This window comes from Paenibacillus sp. WLX1005 (genome assembly GCF_046603685.1).
Classification (GTDB): Bacteria; Bacillota; Bacilli; order Paenibacillales; family Paenibacillaceae; genus Saccharibacillus.
This window is the reverse complement of record NZ_CP176756.1, coordinates 4,952,838-4,974,059: the sequence shown is the minus strand read 5'-3', so window position 1 is coordinate 4,974,059 and position 21,222 is coordinate 4,952,838. Positions and strand designations below refer to the sequence as shown.

Below are 21,222 nucleotides of genomic sequence, written 5' to 3'. Positions count from 1 at the left end.
AACCCAAACAAATAGAGAGACGTGTACTACACGAAGGAGGTACAAAAGTTATGGAAAAGTCAATTCAGCATCCGGGGCATTCTCATCTGGATCAGACACCTGCAACAACTGGTATGGGCGGTTTGCCGAACTGGATCAAGCAGCTCGTACAGATCAAGATCGGGGCGATTCCCCTACCGCTGTATATACTGCTGGCAGTGATCGGATTCGCCGCCGCTGCATTGAACGAGCTACCAAATGATATGATCGGCGGTCTGGCAGTCATTATGATCATGGGCGTGCTGCTCAGCGAGCTGGGCTTCAAGCTACCGCTGCTCAAGCATATTGGCGGTCCCGCGATCCTATCGCTGATGGTGCCATCGTTCTTGGTGTTTTGGAATGTGCTGAATCCGCCGGTCATTGAATCGGTGACGACGCTGATGAAGACATCCAACTTTTTGTATCTGTACATTTCGTGTCTGGTTGCTGGTAGCATCACCGGGATGAACCGTAAAACATTGATTCACGGCTTTATCCGTATTTTCATCCCAATGATCGCCGGTACACTGGCAGCTGTTGCCGCCGGACTCGGCGTTGCGATACTGTTCGGCTACAGTGCATATCACGCGTTCTTTTACATTATTGTACCGATTATTGCAGGCGGTGTTGGTGAAGGCATCCTGCCACTGTCGATCGCTTTCTCTCAAATTCTCGGCGGCGAATCCGCCAGCTATGTCGCCCAGATGATCCCAGCCGCTGTCATCGGCAACGTATTCGCGATCATCGGCGCAGGTATTTTGAAGAAAATGGCTGACAAAAACAGTTCCATTACCGGCAACGGCGTACTCGTCAAAGAAAAAGATGGCAAGTCGATGAGCGGCAGCGTCTACGACGGACTCAAACCCGACTTCGCCCTGATGGGCGCAGGATTGCTGTTCGCTTGTGGATTGTTCATTACCGGGCACCTACTGTCCCCATTCGTCGGCATCCCCGGCCCAATCCTGATGATCTTCGGTGCCGCCCTACTCAAAGTATGCAACCTGCTGCCCGCCAAAATCGAACAAGGCGCATACCAGCTCTACAAATTCGTATCCGGCACACTCACTTGGCCGATCATGGTCGGTCTCGGCATCCTGTACATCCCACTCGGTGACGTAGCCGCAATCTTGTCGCTCCCATACATCATCGTCTGCGGAACCGTCATCATCGCCATGATCCTAAGCGGCTACTTCGTCGGCAAATGGGTCAAAATGTACCCCGTCGAAGCCGCCATCGTCACCGGCTGCCGCGGCGGCTTAGGCGGAACCGGCGACGTAGCCATCCTATCCGCCTCCGGTCGAATGGAACTCATGCCCTTCGCCCAAATCTCCACCCGCATCGGCGGCGCCCTAACCGTAGTCATCGCCACCCTACTCCTATCCATGTGGGGCGGTTGAAATAAATAATCTATCAAAACAATCCAACCCAAACACCAAGCTCCAACATATCCAATAAAACTCAGCACCCCGTCCACCCACCAAAGCAGATTTTAAACCCTACTACATTCAGGCTGGGGCTGGCAAACGAAAGAATTACCATCTCCGTAAACTAGGCATGATGCGTAAGCACGGAGCGGAGGGAAGGGAATTGGGGAAAAGGACGACCTTGGAGGGGCGGGAATCTACATTCCATCCTAATCGGTAGATTCCCGCGGCTCCACCGGAGTCCGTTCCCCAATCCCTTCCCGCAGCGTTCCCGTGCAACCACGCAATCATTCCAAGTTTACCAAGGAGAAATTCACTCACGGAGGAATAACGATGGGAATCCTAGGAGACATTATCGAACTGCACCAAGGCGGTAAAATCGAAACCATGCTCAAACACCCGATCCAAAACAAAGAAGACCTTGCCAAAGTATACACCCCCGGCGTCGCGCAGGTGTGCCAAGAGATCGCCCGTAACCAGAGCAAAGCCTACGAACTGACCACCAAGAAAAACACCGTCGCTGTCATCTCCGACGGCACCGCTGTACTCGGTCTGGGCGATATCGGTCCGCACGCCGCGATGCCAGTCATGGAAGGCAAAGCCGCGCTATTCAAACAATTTGCCAATGTAGACGCCGTACCGGTCTGCCTCGACACAAAGGACACCGAAGAGATCATCGCTATCGTCAAAGCGCTGGCGCCAACCTTTGGCGGCATTAATCTGGAGGATATCGCATCCCCACGCTGTTTTGAGATTGAAGCGAGACTGCGCGCCGAGCTGGATATTCCCGTATTCCATGATGATCAGCATGGCACCGCTATCGTTGTACTCGCTGGACTACTGAATGCGTTCAAAGTTTGCGGCAAAGACATCACTACTGCCAAAATCGTCGTGAACGGACTCGGCGCAGCCGGATTATCCGTCGCCAAAATGCTGCTCAAAGCCGGTGCCACCAATCTGATCGGCGTTGATCGCTTTGGCGCTATTCATCGCAATGAGCACTACGACAATCCACACTGGAATACATTCGCCACTATCTCCAATCCGTTTGAAGAAGAAGGGTCATTATCTGATGTCATCCAAGACGCGGATGCGTTTGTCGGTGTGTCGGCAGGCAACATTTTGAGTGTAGAAGATGTACAGCGCATGGCGGATGACCGAATTATCTTTGCAATGGCAAATCCGATTCCTGAAATCGATCCGGTTCTTGCCGCGCCATTCGTACGCGTAATGGCGACTGGGCGCTCCGATTTCCCAAATCAGATCAACAATGTACTCTGCTTCCCCGGCATTTTCCGCGGCGCACTGGATTGTGGTGCAACTGACATCAATGAGGAGATGAAGCTGGCGGCAGCGCAGGCGATCTCATCCGTTATCGATCCTGCCGATCTGAACGAGCATTACATCATTCCAGACGTATTCGACCAACGCGTCGTGGAGCTGATTCGACAAGCCGTAATGGAAGCGGCGTATCGTACTGGTGTAGCACGTCATGTATTAACGCCGGAGATTCACTAAGCATGGATTTGCTCATAAAAAGACCCGAATACATATACGGAAGCTTAGATCCGTAGCTGTATTCGGGTCTTTATTTTATAATCATGCCCAATTCTTGTTCCTTGCAAACTGTATATTGAGTCATATTTTGCGCGTAATGCTGTTTTGCTTATAGCTAGCCGTATTCTGCGCTATGTCATGCTTTGCGTGCAAATACAGTGTATCAAACGAAGCTGTTATACACTTCCCAGCGTTATCTCTTTAGCTCTGAATGCTGCGCACGTTAGAAGAACTACCAGTTTTGTTTTGCTGGAAGTCCTTAACTTCTGACTTCACTTCGCTAATCGCAGAGCCTGCTTCGGCTTTGAAATCTTGAGCAGTATGCAGCGATTCCTTAATTGCGCCGACGACTTCTTGTCCTTTTTCGGCGATCTCGTGACCTTTTTCGTTGATTAACGGGCCTTTTTCCTTCACCAATTCGGAAACTTCAGCGATCTTCTCACGTACTTTCTGTCCTTGCTGCGGAGCGACGAGTACGGCAACGCCTGCACCAACCAGCGCACCTGTTACTGCTCCAATTGCAATCGTTTTGGTTGTTTGAGAGTCCATCATTCATTCTCCTTTGTAGTTGGATTTGGTAAAAGTTACATCATGTTATCTTACTATTACCCAACTACACCGGAATCACGCGCAACTGGCTTTTTATATGTTTTCTTTTCCCCAAAAAAACAAACCGGAGTCTACGTACATCATGTACATCGCTCCGGTTTGCGCGAATCTACTGTAATCCATTCCCGATCTTCTGTTTCAAGTACATACGATAGATGTGTACAATTGTAATTTTTGCCGCCATATAGAGTGGAATAACGAGCAGCATTCCGAGAATACCACCCATATCGCCACCGACAAGCAGCAGGACGATAATTGTAAATGGATGAATATCCAGCTGATTCCCGAAGATGATCGGCTCCAGCAGGTTATTCTGGATCAGTTGAGCGATAATGACGATAACGATCGACCAGATTCCCATTGCTGGTGATTCGATCAGACCGACAATCGCTACTGGCACCGCGGCAAGAATCGCCCCGATATATGGAATAAAGTTCAGGAAGAACGCCAGCACAACGAGCAAGAGCGAATACGGCAGATCAATAATCAGAAACCCGATGTACAGCAGCACACAGAGCGCGAAGTTTACGAGTACACGTCCCGCGATAAAGCTACTCAGTGCATCGTCGATCTCATCCAGCATCAGCTTACCGTCTTCACGGTAATTACGCGGGAAGATCTGCTGTAAGCGTCCCGACAGCTTGCTATCATCTTTGAGCAGGTAGTACAGCATAATCGGAACTGTTGCCACGACCAAGAAAAAGTTGGACAGGAACGAGAACATGCTGGACAGATGCACAGACAGCCAGTCGAATGCCGTGTTCAGATACTCGGTCAGCTTTTGCAGCATTTCGGTACTGGTGCCGCTGCTGCCTGCAGGCATGAATTGCTGTACAAACGGCTGTTGTTCCAGCATTTGCACTTGCGCAATGATGCTGCGCGTAAAGTCTGGCGCACTTGCAATAAAACTAGTCACCTGGTCACGTAGCGTCGGCCACACCAGGAACCCGAAGACGACCAGTAAAATAATAACGACCAGATACATTAACAAAATCGACCATGACCGTTTTAGCTTTTTCTTTTCCAAATAATTCACAAGCGGGCGAAGCGGATAATACATAAACGCCGTGATCAGCAGCGGTACAATCGTCAAGCTAATCAGCGAGCGGATCGGAACGAAAATAAAATCAACTAGCGTTCCGAGATAAATAATGAGTAAAACTAGGGCAATGCCAGCGCCCAAACGGAAAAAACGGCTTTGCAGCATGAATGGTAGTCCCCCTTTGATTCGGTATGTGGAATGTGTCTGTCCTTGCTCTGGGCAATATGTAACGGTTGGCAGTACCTGTTCCCGAGCTGCCTGTTGCTGCGTCAGCCTAAGCTGTCGGCAGTCACCTGTTATATTACGCAGTAAAGCCTTCATTCGATTCATTTGTACCATATCGCACCGAAGACGTAACCAGATATCGCTATGATACAAACATGATTTGGTCAGGCATGTGTACTTGCTGGTCATGTGCACTTGTTAGAACAAGCAGTTTACATATCATCATACATCGCTACATCTAAGCAGCCTATATGGAGGATATAGAGCAAACAATTAGTCGTTGCTCTTCTACCAAGTCGTCCAGCGTGCAGCATACAAAAGACATGCCATATATACATATAAACGCCAACACCGCTTGCCTAATCGCCAATAGAAGCTCTAAAATGGGGAAGAATGGATGCTGTAAGCGGATTCTTCCATATGGATAGCGGAAAATGGTATATATTTTTCATCTATAGGGATGGAGCGTGGAGGCGCAAACTTACATATTCGGGAGGGAAATACCATGACCATGAACTACAGACGACTTGGCGGTAGTGGATTAAAAGTTAGCGAGATTAGTCTCGGCAGCTGGCTGACGTACGGCGGTTACGTCGAACGCGAGAATGCCGTTCATTCCATCCGCAAAGCGTACGAGCTGGGCATCAACTTTTTCGATACTGCCAATGTGTACGAACGCGGCGAAGCGGAGAAAGTAGTTGGCGAAACGCTAAAAGACTATCCGCGCGAATCCTACGTACTCGCCACCAAAGTGTTCGGCAATATGGGCGACGGTCCCAATGACCGTGGTCTGTCCCGCAAACATATTACCGAGCAATGCCATGCGAGCTTGCAGCGGTTAGGTCATGACTATATCGACCTGTACTACTGCCACCGCTTCTCCCCGGAAACGCCAATCGAAGAAACACTGCGCGCACTCGACGATCTCGTTCGTCAGGGCAAAGTATTGTACGTCGGTGTAAGTCAGTGGACGGCTGCACAGATGCAAGCTGCTGTCGGTGTTGCCGACCGTTACCTGCTAGATCGGATCGTTGTTAACCAGCCCGTGTACAATATGTTTGACCGCTATATCGAAGACGAAGTGATTCCGCTCGGCGAAACGTACGGCATCGGTCAGGTCGTCTATTCCCCGCTGGCTCAAGGTCTGCTAACCGGTAAATACAAGTCCCTAACCGACATCCCATCCGACAGCCGCGCCGCCAAGCTCAACTGGGACGACAAGAAGATCAACGACCAAAAGCTGGAGCAAGTGCAGCAACTACAACAGATCGCCGACGAAGCGGGTTTGTCGCTGACACATCTTGCCTTGGCATGGATTCTGCGTCAACCTAACGTATCCAGCGCCCTCGTTGGCGCGAGCCGTCCAGAGCAGGTGGAGCAGAATGCAGGTGCTTCGGGTGTGACGTTGAGTAGTGATGTGGTGGAAGCGATTGAGAAGGTTTTGAGCTAAATATACAGTTTGAATAAATAATATGTAAAGTTGTGGTTCTAAGTATAGAACAACGTTGGAATTATACATCAAATAGACCTAATCGCATGCTAACCAAGTATGTGGTTCAGGTCTATTTGACATTTGGGACTTTTTAGAATTTATTTAACAATTGTTATAGGTATATAGTATCTATTTCATTATTTGGGATCGGTTTACTAAAAAACGAATAGTGGATAAAGATAACAGTGATTACAATATAAAGTGTAGAAGTGAGCAAGTTACTTTTATATTCTTTGCTAAACAGCTCTCTTTTAAATGTAAAAAAGAAAGGAGGAAGATCATGATGAAAATTGTGTTACGTGTACTATTAGCTGTATTTATTTTTGCAGGTACGTTTGGCATGGCTTCTTATGTTGATGCAGCAACTTCTCGAAGTTACCAATACGATACTAGCGGACGTCTTCAATCTATTACGCTGCCTGGCTACAAAATAACTTTTTCTTATGACAAAAATGGGAATTTAGTAAAACGATCGGTTACAGCTACAAAGTAGAAATGAGATGATATAAAACAGATAAAGGGGAATAGTGAGACGAATGAATAAGCATGTTCAAAAGAGTATTATTTATTTTTTAACTGTCATTGTATTCATTACTGGTTGTATCGATTTTCTGCCACCGTCAGCTTATGCTGTAGAAAATAAACATGGAAGTACACGCACGGAAGCCATCTTGCCTCCTGGCGTTACCCTAAGCACAGAAGATTATAGCGAGCCTGTCCTTGACCCGCCCCAAATAGTAAAGCTTGAGGATCAGGATGTTCAAGATGACGTGTACACTTTATCCGGTTTATCAAAGTCAGGCTTGTCAGCACAAACGGAAAGTAACAAAGATAAACTAGATCAAGAATCAGATTTGCCAGTTCCTGAGGTGTTACGACCTGCCCTGACTAGTAAACAAGTAGGCGAGTTGATGCTTGCGGGAGCAGGACCCTACGATCGGTACCAATTGCATCTACTTGCTGCCATTCAAAGTATCGACCCTCTGGATATCTGGCAGCAGAAAAAGAAAAGCGGATTGACTTGGGCAGCATGGTTACCGGATAGTGGGCTGAAAATCGCAGATACGTCCACCGTTAGCGCCGATGTATACGGTATTTTCACAGAAATGAATCCTCATATAGCGATCCCAATTGCACCAGAATGGTTATCCAATCAGACGATTCAGCAAGATACATACTCGATGTCATCACTGTCTGCATTGACTACGAATGACCAAATTTTAAAAGAAGCACATGACAAATTAAATAATTATCGTGATCTTATTCAACCTAGCTATATGAATCAGATTTTGAATGAACAATATGCTGACCGTCAAAAAACAAGTGAAGATATCGACCCTGCAACAGGTGCATTGACGTGGAAATTTAATGCGCTTCAGTATCCTGGTAGAGACGGACTAGACATGAATTTGGGCATCATGTATCAATCCAATCAAGCACATAGCTTTCTAGAAGCGAATGCTCTGATTCCAGTTATTGTTTATGAAGGTGGGAGCAGTGAGGGGTATCTAAAATACAAAAATCTTGCTCGTACCGAATGGGCAGATAAGAATTATCTAGTTAATCGATTTCAGTTAGGCAATGGATGGTCATTTCAGATTCCCTCTTTGCAAATCGAACAATCGCAGGGCAGTGCAGATACGTATTATTATTACCATAATGGTCAGGGCGGTTCTTACGAGGTAGATTTCAAAGCAACAACTGGACTAGCAGGAGAAACACATCTTGTTAATCCGCCACAGAAAAATATGCGCTTTATGAAGGATAGCGGCAGCTATCAGCATGTAGGAGTTTCATCCGCTTTTTATATGGAATACCCAGATAAAAAGCGTGAATATTTTAACGACAAAGGTCAACTTATTGGTATTGTAGATCGCTTTGGCAATCGAATTACCTATGAATACAGCGGAGAACCTCTGCAACAGATGATCATTACGGATACAGCAGGTCGTAAACTGAAAGTAGACTATCAGCGTGGAGATACCGAACATACAACGACGGTATCCTCTATCACTCCAGATGGGAATGAACAAGCAGAATTAGTTTTGAAAAGTCAACCTCAACAATGGGAAGCTATTGATCGTGGCGACAATTTTGACGAAAAGAACAGGTATGTTCAGGATGTAAATCCGGTACTCCGTACGCTATCTTATGTTCATGATCAATCAAATGGAGAACGACAGTATCTATGGAATGTTACATTTGACTATCAAGCCAATAGTAACACCGAATTCAGTTATACAAATAAAGAGTCGAATACTAAAAAAGGGATAGGCAGACGAGCTTATTTTCCATTAAGTTCTATCCAATATCCACGTTCCCATACAGTTTATGCATATACTCGCACGGAACATAATCTGGGACGAGATGGATTGACAATGGATTATGCGGTGACTCGTCGAGCAGATGAAGCCAAAAAACAAGACGGCTCTGAGGGAACAAATCAGGTAGAAGTAGAAACCTATACGTATACAGGTGACTACACGGGCAGACCACAGGCGGACAGTCAAACCGATATTCTAGATGGATATACGTACGAGCAAGAAGCATTACAAATGGACGGGAATCAGCAAACCTTTCGTACATTAACCCGTTTCAATTACAAAGGACAGAAACAGGATTTGCTCCGTTATGGCGAAAATAGCTATTCCAGTATGACCAGGTATGAAGCATATAATGATATCTTTAAATACAATCCGACCAACATCAAAGAAACCATCAATGATAATGGAGCCGAGACAACAAGATATACTGAAAACACATACGACGATTACGGCAACCTGAAACAAACAACAGCTCCTTTGACAGCAGATCAATTGTCCAATGCAGATACCAAACAGAAGTACTCCACAGTATATAAATACGATTCACAGTACAATCAAATATCTTCCGAAACCGTATATCAAAATAACGATAAGGAATTGATAACAACCTATGCCTATACAAGCGATGGTCGACTAAGTTCTGTAATGAATCCTAATGAAGAACAAACTACCTATACGTATGCTAAGGCAGGTGATGCGGTAAGCCAAATAACCGTAGAGCACCCGGTGAGACCAGGCGTACGTGCTCGTACCGTAACCGAATATGGAGCGGAAACTGGATACACGCTACCATCCAAAGTTAGTGAATATTTCCGGTCTGCCAGCGACGGTAACGAATTGCAAAACAGCAAATCCTATACCTACAATCTACGAAACGGTCTAGTAACAGAAGAAACCGATAGTGAAGGTAAGAAGACAACGTATGCGTATGATACGCTGGATCGAATCATCTCTACCCAAAAACCAGCCGTTACCAATAGCGATGGCGAAACCTACGATATTACGGAACATATTCAATACAATGAAGGCTTTATTAATCGTCAAGATGGCAGTCCAATCGTAGCCGGATTGATCGTAACTACCTATCAGGATGCCATACAGAAATCAAGTGGGAAAATGACGACACTCAATCAACAGGTAGCCACCTATGATGGGTTTGGCATGACATTGACCGATTCATATAGTGACCGGATTGGTACGGATGTCACACTGAAGATGATTCGGTATACAACGGATGCCCAATTGCGACCAACCAAGCAAACGTCAGCGGTCTATCGTCAAACGGCAGGTTCTTCCAATTTGGAGTTACGAAACGGTCCAGTCGATGACGTCATCATGTCCTACGATTCATGGGGAGAAGTGACCGAAACGACCGATGCTCAAGGCAACAAAACCAAAATGGATCATAACGTTGCGGAGTATCGTAACTACTTAACATTTTCCAATGCGGGCGGAACCGTATTGAATGCGGTCGATCAACAATATGATCAATGGGGACATTTGCTGGAAACGACGGCATACAAAGATGCGGCAGGTAAAGGCAGTCCGATAAAAGAGTCGTACACCTATGATATTGCTGGCAATATGTTAACTTACACCGATCCTAAGCAGCAGCGCAATAACGAAGGAGTTACTCAGACCATTCGTTACGATGCGTTAAATCGACCAGTCAGTCTGAAAGACGCGCTCAATCAAACAGCCACTTATGAGTACGATGGCAATGATCAATTGACCAAAGTCAGCTTGCAAGATACGAACAATCAGAATGCCGTCATCTATACCAAAGACTACAATGAATCCAAATTGCTTCTCAGCAAAACGGATGCAGCTAACGAAAGCACCAAAAATCAGTACGATGCATTAGGAAGATTACAGGCTTCCACGGATCGGAATGGCTCCGGTACCAATTATGCTTACGATGAGTGGGGACAACTTAAAAATTACACCAAAACCATGACCTCCCCTAAAGCACAAACTGTAAAATACACCAGTACGTTTGGCAAAGGAGATATCCAAACCAGCCAAGCTAGCTTGCAAACAACGAACCTACCAGTCATTAATCAGCAAGTAAAAACAGACTTGTTGGGTCGTGTCATTCAGCAACGTGCCTATACGACGAGTACTGACTATGTAGGTGCAATGAATTTGACCTACAACGGCTGGGGACAAGTCTCTTCTATGCAGACAGATTTCCAAGCGGGAAGCACTCCAGTAAAAGGAACACGTCAAAACTATACGTATGATAGCAAACAGCAATTAACGAATATCAATATTGGCAACAGTACAAAAGACATTCAATATACGTACACGCCTCAGGGACAAGTGGAGACGATCACGTATCCAACAATGACCAATGGAAAAGTGCTGAAAAGTAGCTATACGTATAATGCATTGAATCAACTGAGCAATATGACGACAACCCTAGATAGCGAAGTCATTGCTTCTTCTTATTACGAACATGACGATAACGGAAATATTGTGCAAGCTATCGAGAAACGTCAAGGCAAAAACGACGAAGTCATTGCCTACACGTATGATGCTTTGAACCGCTTGATTGGCGTGAACCAGCCAAGTCTGGGCCAGGCAACGTATACGTATGATCTACGTGGGAATCGTTTAACGTTGGATGAAACTCGCGGACTGAAAGAGAATCTGAAAGAAACCAATTACAGCTACAATGCATTGGATCAACTTGACCAGTACAAATCGGATGGGAAGACGCTCGATTTCCGTTATTTGCCGGATGGAACTCGCTATCAAAAGCAAGTGACAGCGACGGATAGCAAAGGAAACTCCACCAAAGTTACAAACAAATATGTCAGTAATGGAAGCGGCAAAGTCATTTTCGAGTCCAAGGGTACAGACAATAGTGAATATGTACGTGGCGATCGGGTGTTGTTGAAGAAAAAGCCGGATAGCAATACCTTATACTATTATCTATACAATGGGCACGGGGATGTTATCGGTATTCTTTACGACAATGGTACAATGGCGAACACATATGAATATGATGAGTTTGGCAATACAGTAGCAGAGCAGGAGAAGACATATAATCCGTTCAAGTATGCTGGAGAATACCAAGATGCGGAAAGCGGATTGTATTATTTGAATGCTCGTTACTATGATGCTAGCATGGGGCGGTTTATCAATGAGGATACGGTGGAAGGACAGATTTCGAATCCGTTAACTCTTAATATATATACCTATGTTACAAACAATCCACTAGTCTATGTCGATCCGACCGGGCACGATAATGTACTTGGTGCTGGCGGTGGCGATGGTAGTACAGTTACACTAACAGATCCGTGGACAGGCTGGAGTGGACCTGTAGGAAATGTATTAAACTTTTTAATCTTGGATGATGTGAATACTTTACGCGATCCAGGATCATCGAATTTAGCTAAAAGTTTATCAGCAGCTGGATTTGTTCCCGTCGGAAAAGTAGTAAAGGGCGGCAAACTCATTTTAAGTCTGGTGGACGATGCAGGAAATGCCTTTAAAAAGGAATTTAAGCTCACCGGCGATGCACTAGATTACGCCAAAAAATGTAATTGCTTCACCGCAGGAACGAAAGTGCAAACAGAACAGGGTGAAAAACCAATTGAAGACATTCAAATTGGGGATCTTGTACTTTCTAAGGATGAAAAGACTGGTGAAGTATCGTATAAAGAAGTTACTGCTACATTTAACCATAAGACAGATGAAATTTATGCTATTCGAGTAGGAAATCAAGTCATTGAATCTACGTATAACCACCCGTTTTATGTTAAGGGTAAAGGATGGATCGATGCTAAAGATCTTAAGGTTGGAGATAGGTTGCTTAAAAGTAACGGGAGCGCGCTTCACATAGATAGTATAGAGCTAAAACGAAAGCATGTAACAGTCTATAACATGACAGTTGCTACATTTCATACGTACTTTGTTAGCAATCTTGGAATTTGGGTGCATAACACAGATAAGTGCGGTTTTAGCAATCCATTTGATTTAGTTAGTCGTCAAACAAAGGACGAAATGAGTAAAAGTCAAATAAAAAAACTGATAAAAAACATGAAGCAAAATGGTTGGGATGGCGAGCCAATTAAAGTTTTTGAAGTTAAAGGCAAATTGATAATAGTTGATGGACATCATCGCGCATCTGCGGCAAAGCAAGCAGGCATTGCAAATGTTCCAGTCGAATACATTTCTGAAGCAGAATTGAAAAATACTTGGGGCGTATCCCCTGATGAGTTGTTAAACCAAACCTATGAAGCAGGAGGTAGATAATATGGGGATGGAATCATATAATTTTCTTCTATTTCCTAAAAACAATAATGTATCACTTACTGATGAAGGTTGGGAAACATTTGGTAAGGAATCTATATTTTTTACAGACATTACAAGAATCTTAGAATCTAAATTACATTTCCAAAATTATATTCCCAAAGATATGTGGAAAACGGATGATACAGAATGCTATTATTCTTACAATGATCTGTCCAATATTGTCGAGGTTCAGATTGGATCGGGAATAAAAGAGGTTGAAGTGAATGAGATATCTGTGCGATTTGCCATATGTAATCCTGAGGGAAGCTTTGAGAAAACGATTGAAACATGTAGAAAGCTAGCTATATGTCTTGATTTAAAAGTTTTAGATATGAAATTACATCAAACGTTGGATTTTGGAAATGAACTCCAAATCTTAAAAAGTAAAAAGAGTTTTGAAAAAAAACGAAATGTATTTTACTCGACATTTTGTGTTCCAATTGGTACATTCAACAAACCATTATATTGTGCAGAAGTTATCAATGTAATCAAAAGTAAAAATTAATATCATGTCGACCTGAAAAAAGGAAACTTTTCAGTTTTTTTCTTTTTCCCTATACCAGTGAAAGTGAGATAGCTATATTTATATTGGGAAAAGTTATATAAGAATTTTCAAGCTGAAACTCTACTGGCAATTGTTAAAAGTAGTAAAGCATCCAATAGCATTAATCAGTATTCTGATAGTACCTCTACTTCTCAAAACAAAGGTAAGGGAAAAGGTACCGAATTTAGAGGGGGGAAGAAAAAAGATCGTGATAAATGGTATGGATATAATGATAGAGATTTTCAAAAATGGTGGGAGAAAAGTGGAAGACCAAAAGTTAAATAAAATAGGAGATGAGGAATATGATTGATAAATTATCTAGAGAAATAAATGAGAACTGTATTGATCAAGCAATACAAACGATTGAAGAAATTGGCGAGAAAAAAGTAAACGAGGCTGTACCCTATCTGATTGAACAATTAGAATTGACCGAGAATGCTCTTATAAAAAATTCAATTGCTCTCGCTCTAGCAGATATTGGAAAAACTGAAGCTCTTGAACCTATTGTAAAGCAATTAAAAAACCAAAAACAGAAGGTTACAGAGGAACATTACTAGCATCCTTAGAGTCGTTTGATTATTCCATTCATTTAGACATGCTTTTTAATTTTGTGATGGAAGGGAATTTTGAAGTGAGTCGAAAGTCATTTTTAATGATTGAAGCTGTGATTCAGAATGTAACTGAAGAAAAAAGAAAAGAATATATGGAAATTATAAAAGATGAGATTGAACGATTAGAGGATAAAACAGATTTATTATATGAGGTTGTCGATATTTTTAATATGCAAAATGACGCAAAATAAATAATTTAGATTTCTATGCTACGATGGAAACTCGGGAAGAAGTGAACAGTAATGTAATGAAATATTGTATGTCTGAGTATGGTGAATAGTATTTAGGTGAAAAAAGTAAATATTTAACAAAAAAGACTTTGAGGATTTTGCTTTAATTCTCAAGGTCTTTCCTTTAGTTCTATACTATGATCCTAGCATGGGACGGTTTATCAATGAGGATACGGTGGAAGGACAGATTTCGAATCCGTTGACTCTTAATATATATACCTATGTAGAGAATAACCCTGCAAACTATGTAGATCCAAGTGGAAATGATTCGCAAAAACCGAATAAAGAGAAACCATTTGGTGGCGGAATGTCACCTGCATCGAAAGGGAAATCGAGTTCCAGCAATGCAGGCGGTAGCCCGAAAGGTAATAATGGGAATAATTCGGCTAGTACAAATCAAAATTATGGAGTATCTCCATCCGACCTATATGATGGTGTCGAAGTGCTGGAGAATATGAAGCACTTGCTAAAGACCCTTCAAAAGGTTTTAAAATAGACGATAACAGCGAAGAAGAACGAAATATTGGATTGGATTTAGAAGAAAAACAAATATTGAGTTGGATTGTTCGCGATACCAATAATAATGGAGGAGCGGAGTTTATTGATACTACAACGGGGATCAAATGGGATGTGAAAAGATTTCGATCGTATGCAGTTGGTCATACAAACAATAAAAAAGGGGCTTTTGATCTAGGAGAAGCAATGAAAAAAATTAATGCGGAATTCGTGAGAGGATATAACGTAATTATAGATACAAGGAACTTGACAGGAGATCACGTAATACAATTAAGAGGGGCGATTGGAAGTTCAGGCAAAAATGACAGAGTGATCTGGTATCCTTATTAAAAAAGGAGAATGCAAAGAATGATTAAGCAGCTCATGGAAAAAAAATTGAGTTACAAAAACTTTGGGTAGAAACTATCGGAGAAAAAGGTACTAAGTTAACTGAAGATGAAGTGGATTTTACAAAATTGGATATCTCGCTGAAAGAGTTGTCTCTAGATAGTGCTTTTTTAATAGATTGTAAGTTTGATAAATTGGATTTGAGCAAAACAGATTTTTATCGAGGATGGTTATGCTCTTCTACTTTTCGTGAGGCAACAATGGATTATTGTTCATTCGTTAAGGCAGATTTGCGATATGCCGATTTCTCACATGTGGTACTAGCTTATGCCAATTTTTTGAGCAGTGAATGCTGGGAAACAGTTTTTTTTGGTAGTCATTTAGAATATGCCAATTTAACCGATACGTTATGCATACGTACAGATTTTCGAAAGGCAAACCTAATGCAAGCTGATATCAAAATGAGTTTATTTGATCATGTCCTTTTGCAGGGAGCCAATCTTGCTGGAATGAAGGGAATTGAGGAAGCTGATATTGAAAGCATTAATCTAGGAACAGTAGAGGAACCTATCATGCTGGAGGGAGAGCAGGCAAAATATTGGATGCTAGAGCAAGCGAATCTACATTCGTAATAGAAATCAATTGGAAAAAGTATGAAGTATGTAAACTACAATGTAAACATGTAGTGCGTAAACCAATTGAGGAAGAATTTCCAGAAACTAATAAACAGAATATTTAATGAGAGAAGCTACTGTACCATTTAGACGAAAAGGATACAGTAGCTTCTTTATAATATTGCGATGGCGCACTCAAAGCATTCGTTATGATGCTTTCAACCGTTTGATAGGCATGAACCAGCCAAGTTTGCGATAGGCAACGTATGCGCATGATCTATTTGAGAATCGGGTGTTGTTGAAGAAAAAGCCGGATAGCAATACCTTATACTATTATCTGTACAATGGGCACGGGGATGTTATCGGTATTCTTTACGACAATGGAACTGTGGCGAACACGTATGATTATGATGAGTTTGGCAATATGGTAGCAGAGCAAGAGAAGACATATAATCCGTTTAAATATGCTGGAGAATACCAAGATGCGGAAAGTGGATTGTATTATATGATCCTAGAATGGGTCGGTTTATCAATGAGGATTCGGTAGAAGCGCAAGCTAGTAGAATATGGTTATAAAATATCCCGCTGAATACATAGCAAATTAGGAGGATAAGTGATGTCACTAATTATACAAGCAAGTTGTCCCAGATTTATAAAGGCGACTGAGTTGACTGCAACAACTCTTTCTGAAGCAGTAGAACATTCTTTTCCACTTGTAAATGAGTCTGCATTACTGATATGGAATTACGTCCCTATAATTTTAAATTATAAATACGATATTAGTGTCATGTTAGACGATATTTTAGATATGTTAGCTTCTTTAAGAGGTATTGAATATGGAAAAAAAGAAATACATTGGCCATCCAACGATTTTTCTAGCATATGGATTTTATCATGGGGGATGGACACAGTTACAATAGATGCAAAATGGTCTGCTGTATTAGGAAATACCGAACAATTATTAACAAGCAGTGGAGAGGTTGAAATGGAGAAACAAATGTTTCTTGCAGAGTGGAAAAGTATTCTAAGAAATATAATACTTGCTTTGGATTATTCAGGATATTCTCAAAATACTACTATTAATACAAAAAAGCTGCTTTTTGAATATGAAGCAATAAAATACGAGGGAGAACTGTACAGATAATAAAATAAATTTATATTGTTTATTGAGATTCAGAGGGGATTAAAATCGATACAAGCATGTTCACTCGATGCCATAGGTTAGAAGAAATAGAAGCGTCTATTACTGACAAATCATAAGAAATACTAGTCTCGAAGAACAAGGAATGCTTAAAGGTATTGAAAAAGTTAATTCCTACAGAAAAGCCCTCATATTGGCTGAATCGTTTTGATGAATAGCCTCTCCCTTGGACTTGAGAATGATTCAAGAGTAATTGAATTCAAAATAATTAAATTGCGCTGTTCTCTTAAAAACTAAAATTGTTGTAATGCGCATGGAATTATTAATTTCCATGCGTTTTTTCATAACTAAATCTAATTCCTACACTACGTGGTAATCGTTTAACATTGGATGAAACTCGCGGACTGAAGGAAAATCTGAAAGAAACCAATTACAGCTACAGTAAAGAAGAACGAAATATTGTACTAGATTTAGAAGAAAAATAAATATTGTGCTGGGTTATTCGCGATACTAATAGCAATGCAGGAGCGGATTTCATTGATACTACAACGGGCATAAAATGGGATGTGAAAAGATTTCGATCTTATCCAGATGGACATACAAATAAGAAAAAAGGGGCTTTTAATCTAGAAAATGCTATGGGAAAAATAAATAAAGAATTTGGTAGAGGATATAACGTAATTATAGATACAAGGAACTTGACAGGAGATCACGTAATACAATCAAGAGGGGCGATTGGAAGTTCAGGCAAAAATGACAGAGTGATCTGGTATCCTTATTAAAAAGGAGAATGCAAAGAATGATTAAGCAGCTCATGGAAAAGAAACTTGAATTGCATAAATTATGGATAGAAACAATTGCAAAGCAAGGTAAAAAGTTAGTGGAAGACGAAGTGGATTTTACAAGAATGGATGTCACGTTGAAAGAGTTATCTCTAGATAGTGCTTCTTTAACAGAGTGTAAATTTGATCAACTGGATTTAAGCAAAACCGAATTTTATCGAGGGTGGTTATGTTCTTCCACTTTTCGTGAGGCGACAATGGATTATTGTTCATTTGTTAAGGCAGAGCTCCTCTCTGTCGACTTCTCTTATGCGACTTTAACTTACGCCAATTTCGTGAAAAGTGATTGTTTTGAAACCGTATTTTTTGGTAGTCATTTAGAATATGCTAATTTGACAAATACCTTATGCGTACGTACAGATTTTCGGCAGGCGAATTTAATGCACGTAGATATAACAGTAAGCAAATTCAAAAATGTTCTTCTTCAAGGAGCAAATCTTACTGGAATGAAAGGTATCGAGGAAGCTGATATTGAAAGTATTAATCTTGGAACAGTAGAGGAACCTATCATGCTGGAAGGAGAGAAGGCAAAACATTGGATGGTAGAGCAAGCGAATCTAAATTTGTAAAGGGAAGTCAACTAGAAAGACTACCCTGTGCGTGCTGCGGCTATTTTACAGTGTAAAGTGATGATAAAGTTGCTCATGCTTACCCTAGTAGAAGTATAGGAGCCAACCAGGTTTCATTACTACAAGCGAGAGAAAACTATAGAAAAGATGGAGCAAGCGAACTGCAGTTCAAGCATTTAGTGCGTGAGCCAATTGAGGAAGAACTTCTAGAAAACAATAGATAGGCTACTTAAATATCACTAATGGAAATTCTTGAAACAAAAATTACAACCAGTCTATAAAATAGAAATGAGGAATCAATCATAATAAAAAATATTTCTTTCCCAACGCCACTATCTGATGTGGATGAAAACAATGATAATATCGACGTGTTTGTCGAGTTAGAAGATCATACGCTTCTCACATTTGTTGCGATAACACCGCTTAATTTAATAACACTGATGGATAATGAAGGAGTTAATTATATTTCGGCAGGACCTCCGTTTATCATTGTAAAAAAGTTGAATGAAGAATGTATTCGTCAAGCTATCGAAAATCATGCTGAGAACGATGCTTTTTGGTTAAAGTTATTTTTTATTGCTAGTGACAATGCGAATCATTTTGATATGAATCAATTAAATTCTATTTTAAAGAAAATCAAGCAAACTAATGATGAAATAGTAAATGGTTAATCCAACTCATCCATGCACCTCAGCACTTGAGCAGCAAAACTCAAGGGCTTTTTTATTTCTAGTTTACTATACTCAACCGCAATACAACCCGATTCAAATTCCGTCAATAGTGTAAAATACCAAAAAGCCTTACCGACTCCACTACAAAAATGATCCCAATTTCACCGCAATACGAATCATTATCGACAAATCCAGCAACAAATCCCCAAAATCCTGAGAATCATTATCACTTTAGTGGCTAAACCTATTGACCGACATTTGAAATGGATTTATACTTATTCTAAAATCAAAATTAAGGGAATGATCCATGTGAAAACAATCAACCTGACGACGCAGCGGAAAGCTGTTTACGATATCGTCTACAACGCCGAGGATCACCCTACTGCCGCTGACGTGATGAATCGGTTGGTAGAGCGTGGTCATAATTTTGCTTATGGAACTGTATATAACTCGTTAAGATACTTGACAGATAACGGTCTGATCCGTGAATTGAAGCTTGGTGAAACCGCCAGTCGTTACGACGGCAAAATGGACGATCACCAGCATATTGTCTGTGAAACTTGCGGACGTGTGGATGAAGTCATGACCGATGCACCTCTGCAATGGTACGCTGATGTAGCGGAGGAAACCGGGTACGATGTCCATCATGCACATGTCGTATTTAGAGGAGTGTGTACCGAATGCAAAAACAAATCGAAAAAATAATTGAGAATGATTATCTTTCTACTGATTATGCATCCGCTGAACATATGCCGCTGGCTTGCCCAGTCACGCGCCGTGTTGTTATTATTAGCCCGGTTCCAAGCCGTGTACACGATCTGACACGTATGCTGTCCGATAGCTGCTTTGATGTAATGGTTTTTCATCGCTGGGAAAATAGCGGTGCTGGCTCGATTAGCGCAGACCTGTATATTTTTGATATGATCTCATCTGCGAGTAGCGGCGACATCGAATTGGCTAAGTTGCGCATTAATGAGAATAATTCTCATGTGCCGTCGATTTTCCTCGTTCGTGAAGAAATGCTTGCACTTGGCATGAAGGAATGGACAGAAGAAGAATTATTAATTTGGCCGATGCGCCCACAGGAAGGGCTGTATCACGTGGAACGTGTCATCCGCTCCAACGCCAGCCGTCCCGTGACACCCGCAGCCGATGATACCCAGCACCGTATCGTCTTCAAAGACCTGTGGATCGACCGCAAAAAAATGACTGTATACCGCGGACAACGCCGCGTTGAACTGACCAAAACCGAATACGATCTGCTGCAAATGCTGATCGAAAGCGAAGGCGGCGTACTGTCCCGCGAAGAACTGATGAGCGAAATCTGGGGCACCCAATTTTTTGGCGGCAGCAACGTGGTCGACGTCCACGTCAAAAGTCTGCGCAAAAAAATCGGCGACAACGCCTCCGCTCCTCAGTACATCGCCACAGTACGTGGCGTAGGCTACCGTCTGGCGGACTGATCCAGCATCTATCTCCATTCACAATTCATCACGATCTCAACAAACAATACGATGATCTCAACAAACAAGTGGATGCTGACCATCACCAAACATCGCCCAATACCCAAGCCCATCCCAGCTTCCCCACAAAGAAGCTACTCTCAACAAACCAATAACCGCACTACCCAACAAACACAACCAATTCCATACGCCCAGTCCGACCAGCGACACTTCCCTAAGTGCTCACTGGTCTTTATTTTGTCCCCCAAATTCCTGATACTATCTGCTAATGCCCTACAAGCTCAATCCACTCCACCCTAATACAAACAAAATAAAACGCCCACCGATCCTACCGAATGACTTCATTCATGCCAAAAGAAACTCTGAATTCCGCCTAGAACTGTATCATTTCACTTCATATACCATTCACCCCACATTCTCCATCGCTACAAAAAATGATACAAAACCGTCTCCATCTCCTAGCTCCTCTATAACCAGACCCGCATCATATTCAATCCCACTACAAACAACCCAACAACTACATCAAGCCACCCGCAATATCTCTAAAGTTCTAAAGTTCTAAAGTTCTAAAGTTCTAAACCTTCTGTAGCCTTTAATTCCTTTTTTACTCCTTATCAAGTCTGCATCTAATCACCCAGCGTATTCACTCCTTATAAAAAACCTGCCACCTCCCCACCCAAACAGCTTCCAGCAACCCCTAG

20 protein-coding genes and 1 pseudogene are annotated in these 21,222 nt (G+C 42.2%); 19 read left to right on the top strand and 2 right to left on the bottom strand.

The annotated features are described in order from the left end of the window. The first annotated feature begins 113 nt into the window (after window positions 1-113). Together ACE3MZ_RS21285 and ACE3MZ_RS21280 are read left to right on the top strand one after the other, a co-directional pair. Window positions 114-1,415: a 2-hydroxycarboxylate transporter family protein gene (locus ACE3MZ_RS21285; protein WP_411346877.1), complete on the top strand. Its 1,302-nt coding sequence runs from the start codon at window positions 114-116 to the stop codon at window positions 1,413-1,415. Window positions 1,416-1,775: 360 nt separating this feature from the next. Beyond that, a complete protein-coding gene (locus tag ACE3MZ_RS21280; RefSeq protein ID WP_411344082.1) occupies window positions 1,776-2,960 on the top strand; it encodes an NADP-dependent malic enzyme in 1,185 nt (394 codons plus the stop codon). Window positions 2,961-3,200: 240 nt separating this feature from the next. On the opposite strand, the gene ACE3MZ_RS21275 is transcribed toward ACE3MZ_RS21280, so the two are convergent. Then, window positions 3,201-3,551, bottom strand: coding sequence for a YtxH domain-containing protein (locus tag ACE3MZ_RS21275; RefSeq protein WP_411344081.1), 351 nt, complete (start codon window positions 3,549-3,551; stop codon window positions 3,201-3,203). Window positions 3,552-3,717: 166 nt separating this feature from the next. Next, window positions 3,718-4,815 carry an AI-2E family transporter gene (locus ACE3MZ_RS21270; protein WP_411346876.1) on the bottom strand — a complete coding sequence of 366 codons (1,098 nt, stop codon included), beginning with the start codon at window positions 4,813-4,815 and terminating at the stop codon, window positions 3,718-3,720. Window positions 4,816-5,386: 571 nt separating this feature from the next. Here ACE3MZ_RS21270 and ACE3MZ_RS21265 point away from each other — a divergent pair. The 17 genes and pseudogenes from ACE3MZ_RS21265 to ACE3MZ_RS21185 all read left to right on the top strand — a co-directional run bounded on the left by ACE3MZ_RS21265 (window position 5,387) and on the right by ACE3MZ_RS21185 (window position 20,521). Beyond that, window positions 5,387-6,325, top strand: a complete 939-nt coding sequence (locus tag ACE3MZ_RS21265; protein ID WP_411346875.1) for an aldo/keto reductase family protein — start codon at window positions 5,387-5,389, stop codon at window positions 6,323-6,325. 322 nt (window positions 6,326-6,647) lie between these two features. Further along, window positions 6,648-6,860: an RHS repeat domain-containing protein gene (locus tag ACE3MZ_RS21260; RefSeq protein WP_411344080.1), complete on the top strand. Its 213-nt coding sequence runs from the start codon at window positions 6,648-6,650 to the stop codon at window positions 6,858-6,860. Between the two features lie 43 nt (window positions 6,861-6,903). Next, window positions 6,904-12,954, top strand: a complete 6,051-nt coding sequence (locus tag ACE3MZ_RS21255; protein ID WP_411344079.1) for a polymorphic toxin-type HINT domain-containing protein — start codon at window positions 6,904-6,906, stop codon at window positions 12,952-12,954. Between the two features lies 1 nt (window position 12,955). Then, window positions 12,956-13,498: a hypothetical protein gene (locus ACE3MZ_RS21250; protein WP_411344078.1), complete on the top strand. Its 543-nt coding sequence runs from the start codon at window positions 12,956-12,958 to the stop codon at window positions 13,496-13,498. 341 nt (window positions 13,499-13,839) lie between these two features. Next, on the top strand, window positions 13,840-14,094 hold the full coding sequence (locus ACE3MZ_RS21245) for a HEAT repeat domain-containing protein (protein WP_411344077.1): 255 nt from the start codon (window positions 13,840-13,842) through the stop codon (window positions 14,092-14,094). Window positions 14,095-14,168: 74 nt separating this feature from the next. Continuing rightward, window positions 14,169-14,339, top strand: a complete 171-nt coding sequence (locus ACE3MZ_RS21240; protein ID WP_411344076.1) for a hypothetical protein — start codon at window positions 14,169-14,171, stop codon at window positions 14,337-14,339. A gap of 214 nt (window positions 14,340-14,553) precedes the next feature. Further along, window positions 14,554-14,874, top strand: coding sequence for a hypothetical protein (locus ACE3MZ_RS21235; RefSeq protein ID WP_411344075.1), 321 nt, complete (start codon window positions 14,554-14,556; stop codon window positions 14,872-14,874). Between the two features lie 32 nt (window positions 14,875-14,906). Continuing rightward, window positions 14,907-15,224 carry a hypothetical protein gene (locus tag ACE3MZ_RS21230; RefSeq protein ID WP_411344074.1) on the top strand — a complete coding sequence of 106 codons (318 nt, stop codon included), beginning with the start codon at window positions 14,907-14,909 and terminating at the stop codon, window positions 15,222-15,224. A gap of 110 nt (window positions 15,225-15,334) precedes the next feature. After that, on the top strand, window positions 15,335-15,853 hold the full coding sequence (locus tag ACE3MZ_RS21225) for a pentapeptide repeat-containing protein (protein WP_411344073.1): 519 nt from the start codon (window positions 15,335-15,337) through the stop codon (window positions 15,851-15,853). Window positions 15,854-16,130: 277 nt separating this feature from the next. Then, window positions 16,131-16,382 (top strand): hypothetical protein, encoded by a 252-nt coding sequence (locus tag ACE3MZ_RS21220; protein WP_411344072.1) that lies wholly within the window; start codon window positions 16,131-16,133, stop codon window positions 16,380-16,382. A 69-nt stretch (window positions 16,383-16,451) separates the two neighbouring features. Further along, window positions 16,452-16,979, top strand: coding sequence for a hypothetical protein (locus ACE3MZ_RS21215; RefSeq protein WP_411344071.1), 528 nt, complete (start codon window positions 16,452-16,454; stop codon window positions 16,977-16,979). Window positions 16,980-17,464: 485 nt separating this feature from the next. After that, the gene (locus ACE3MZ_RS21210; protein ID WP_411344070.1) at window positions 17,465-17,758 is read left to right on the top strand and encodes a hypothetical protein; all 294 of its coding nucleotides are present in this window, start codon (window positions 17,465-17,467) and stop codon (window positions 17,756-17,758) included. Between the two features lie 17 nt (window positions 17,759-17,775). After that, window positions 17,776-18,387, top strand: a complete 612-nt coding sequence (locus tag ACE3MZ_RS21205; protein WP_411344069.1) for a pentapeptide repeat-containing protein — start codon at window positions 17,776-17,778, stop codon at window positions 18,385-18,387. A 71-nt stretch (window positions 18,388-18,458) separates the two neighbouring features. Then, a pseudogene (locus ACE3MZ_RS21200) lies at window positions 18,459-18,611 on the top strand (CPCC family cysteine-rich protein); the annotation flags it as partial. A gap of 144 nt (window positions 18,612-18,755) precedes the next feature. Next, window positions 18,756-19,058, top strand: a complete 303-nt coding sequence (locus ACE3MZ_RS21195; protein ID WP_411344068.1) for a hypothetical protein — start codon at window positions 18,756-18,758, stop codon at window positions 19,056-19,058. Window positions 19,059-19,367: 309 nt separating this feature from the next. Then, window positions 19,368-19,763 (top strand): Fur family transcriptional regulator, encoded by a 396-nt coding sequence (locus ACE3MZ_RS21190; protein WP_367063725.1) that lies wholly within the window; start codon window positions 19,368-19,370, stop codon window positions 19,761-19,763. Further along, window positions 19,739-20,521, top strand: a complete 783-nt coding sequence (locus tag ACE3MZ_RS21185; RefSeq protein ID WP_411344067.1) for a winged-helix domain-containing protein — start codon at window positions 19,739-19,741, stop codon at window positions 20,519-20,521. Before ACE3MZ_RS21190 ends, ACE3MZ_RS21185 begins: the two co-directional genes overlap by 25 nt. Window positions 20,522-21,222: the final 701 nt, after the last annotated feature.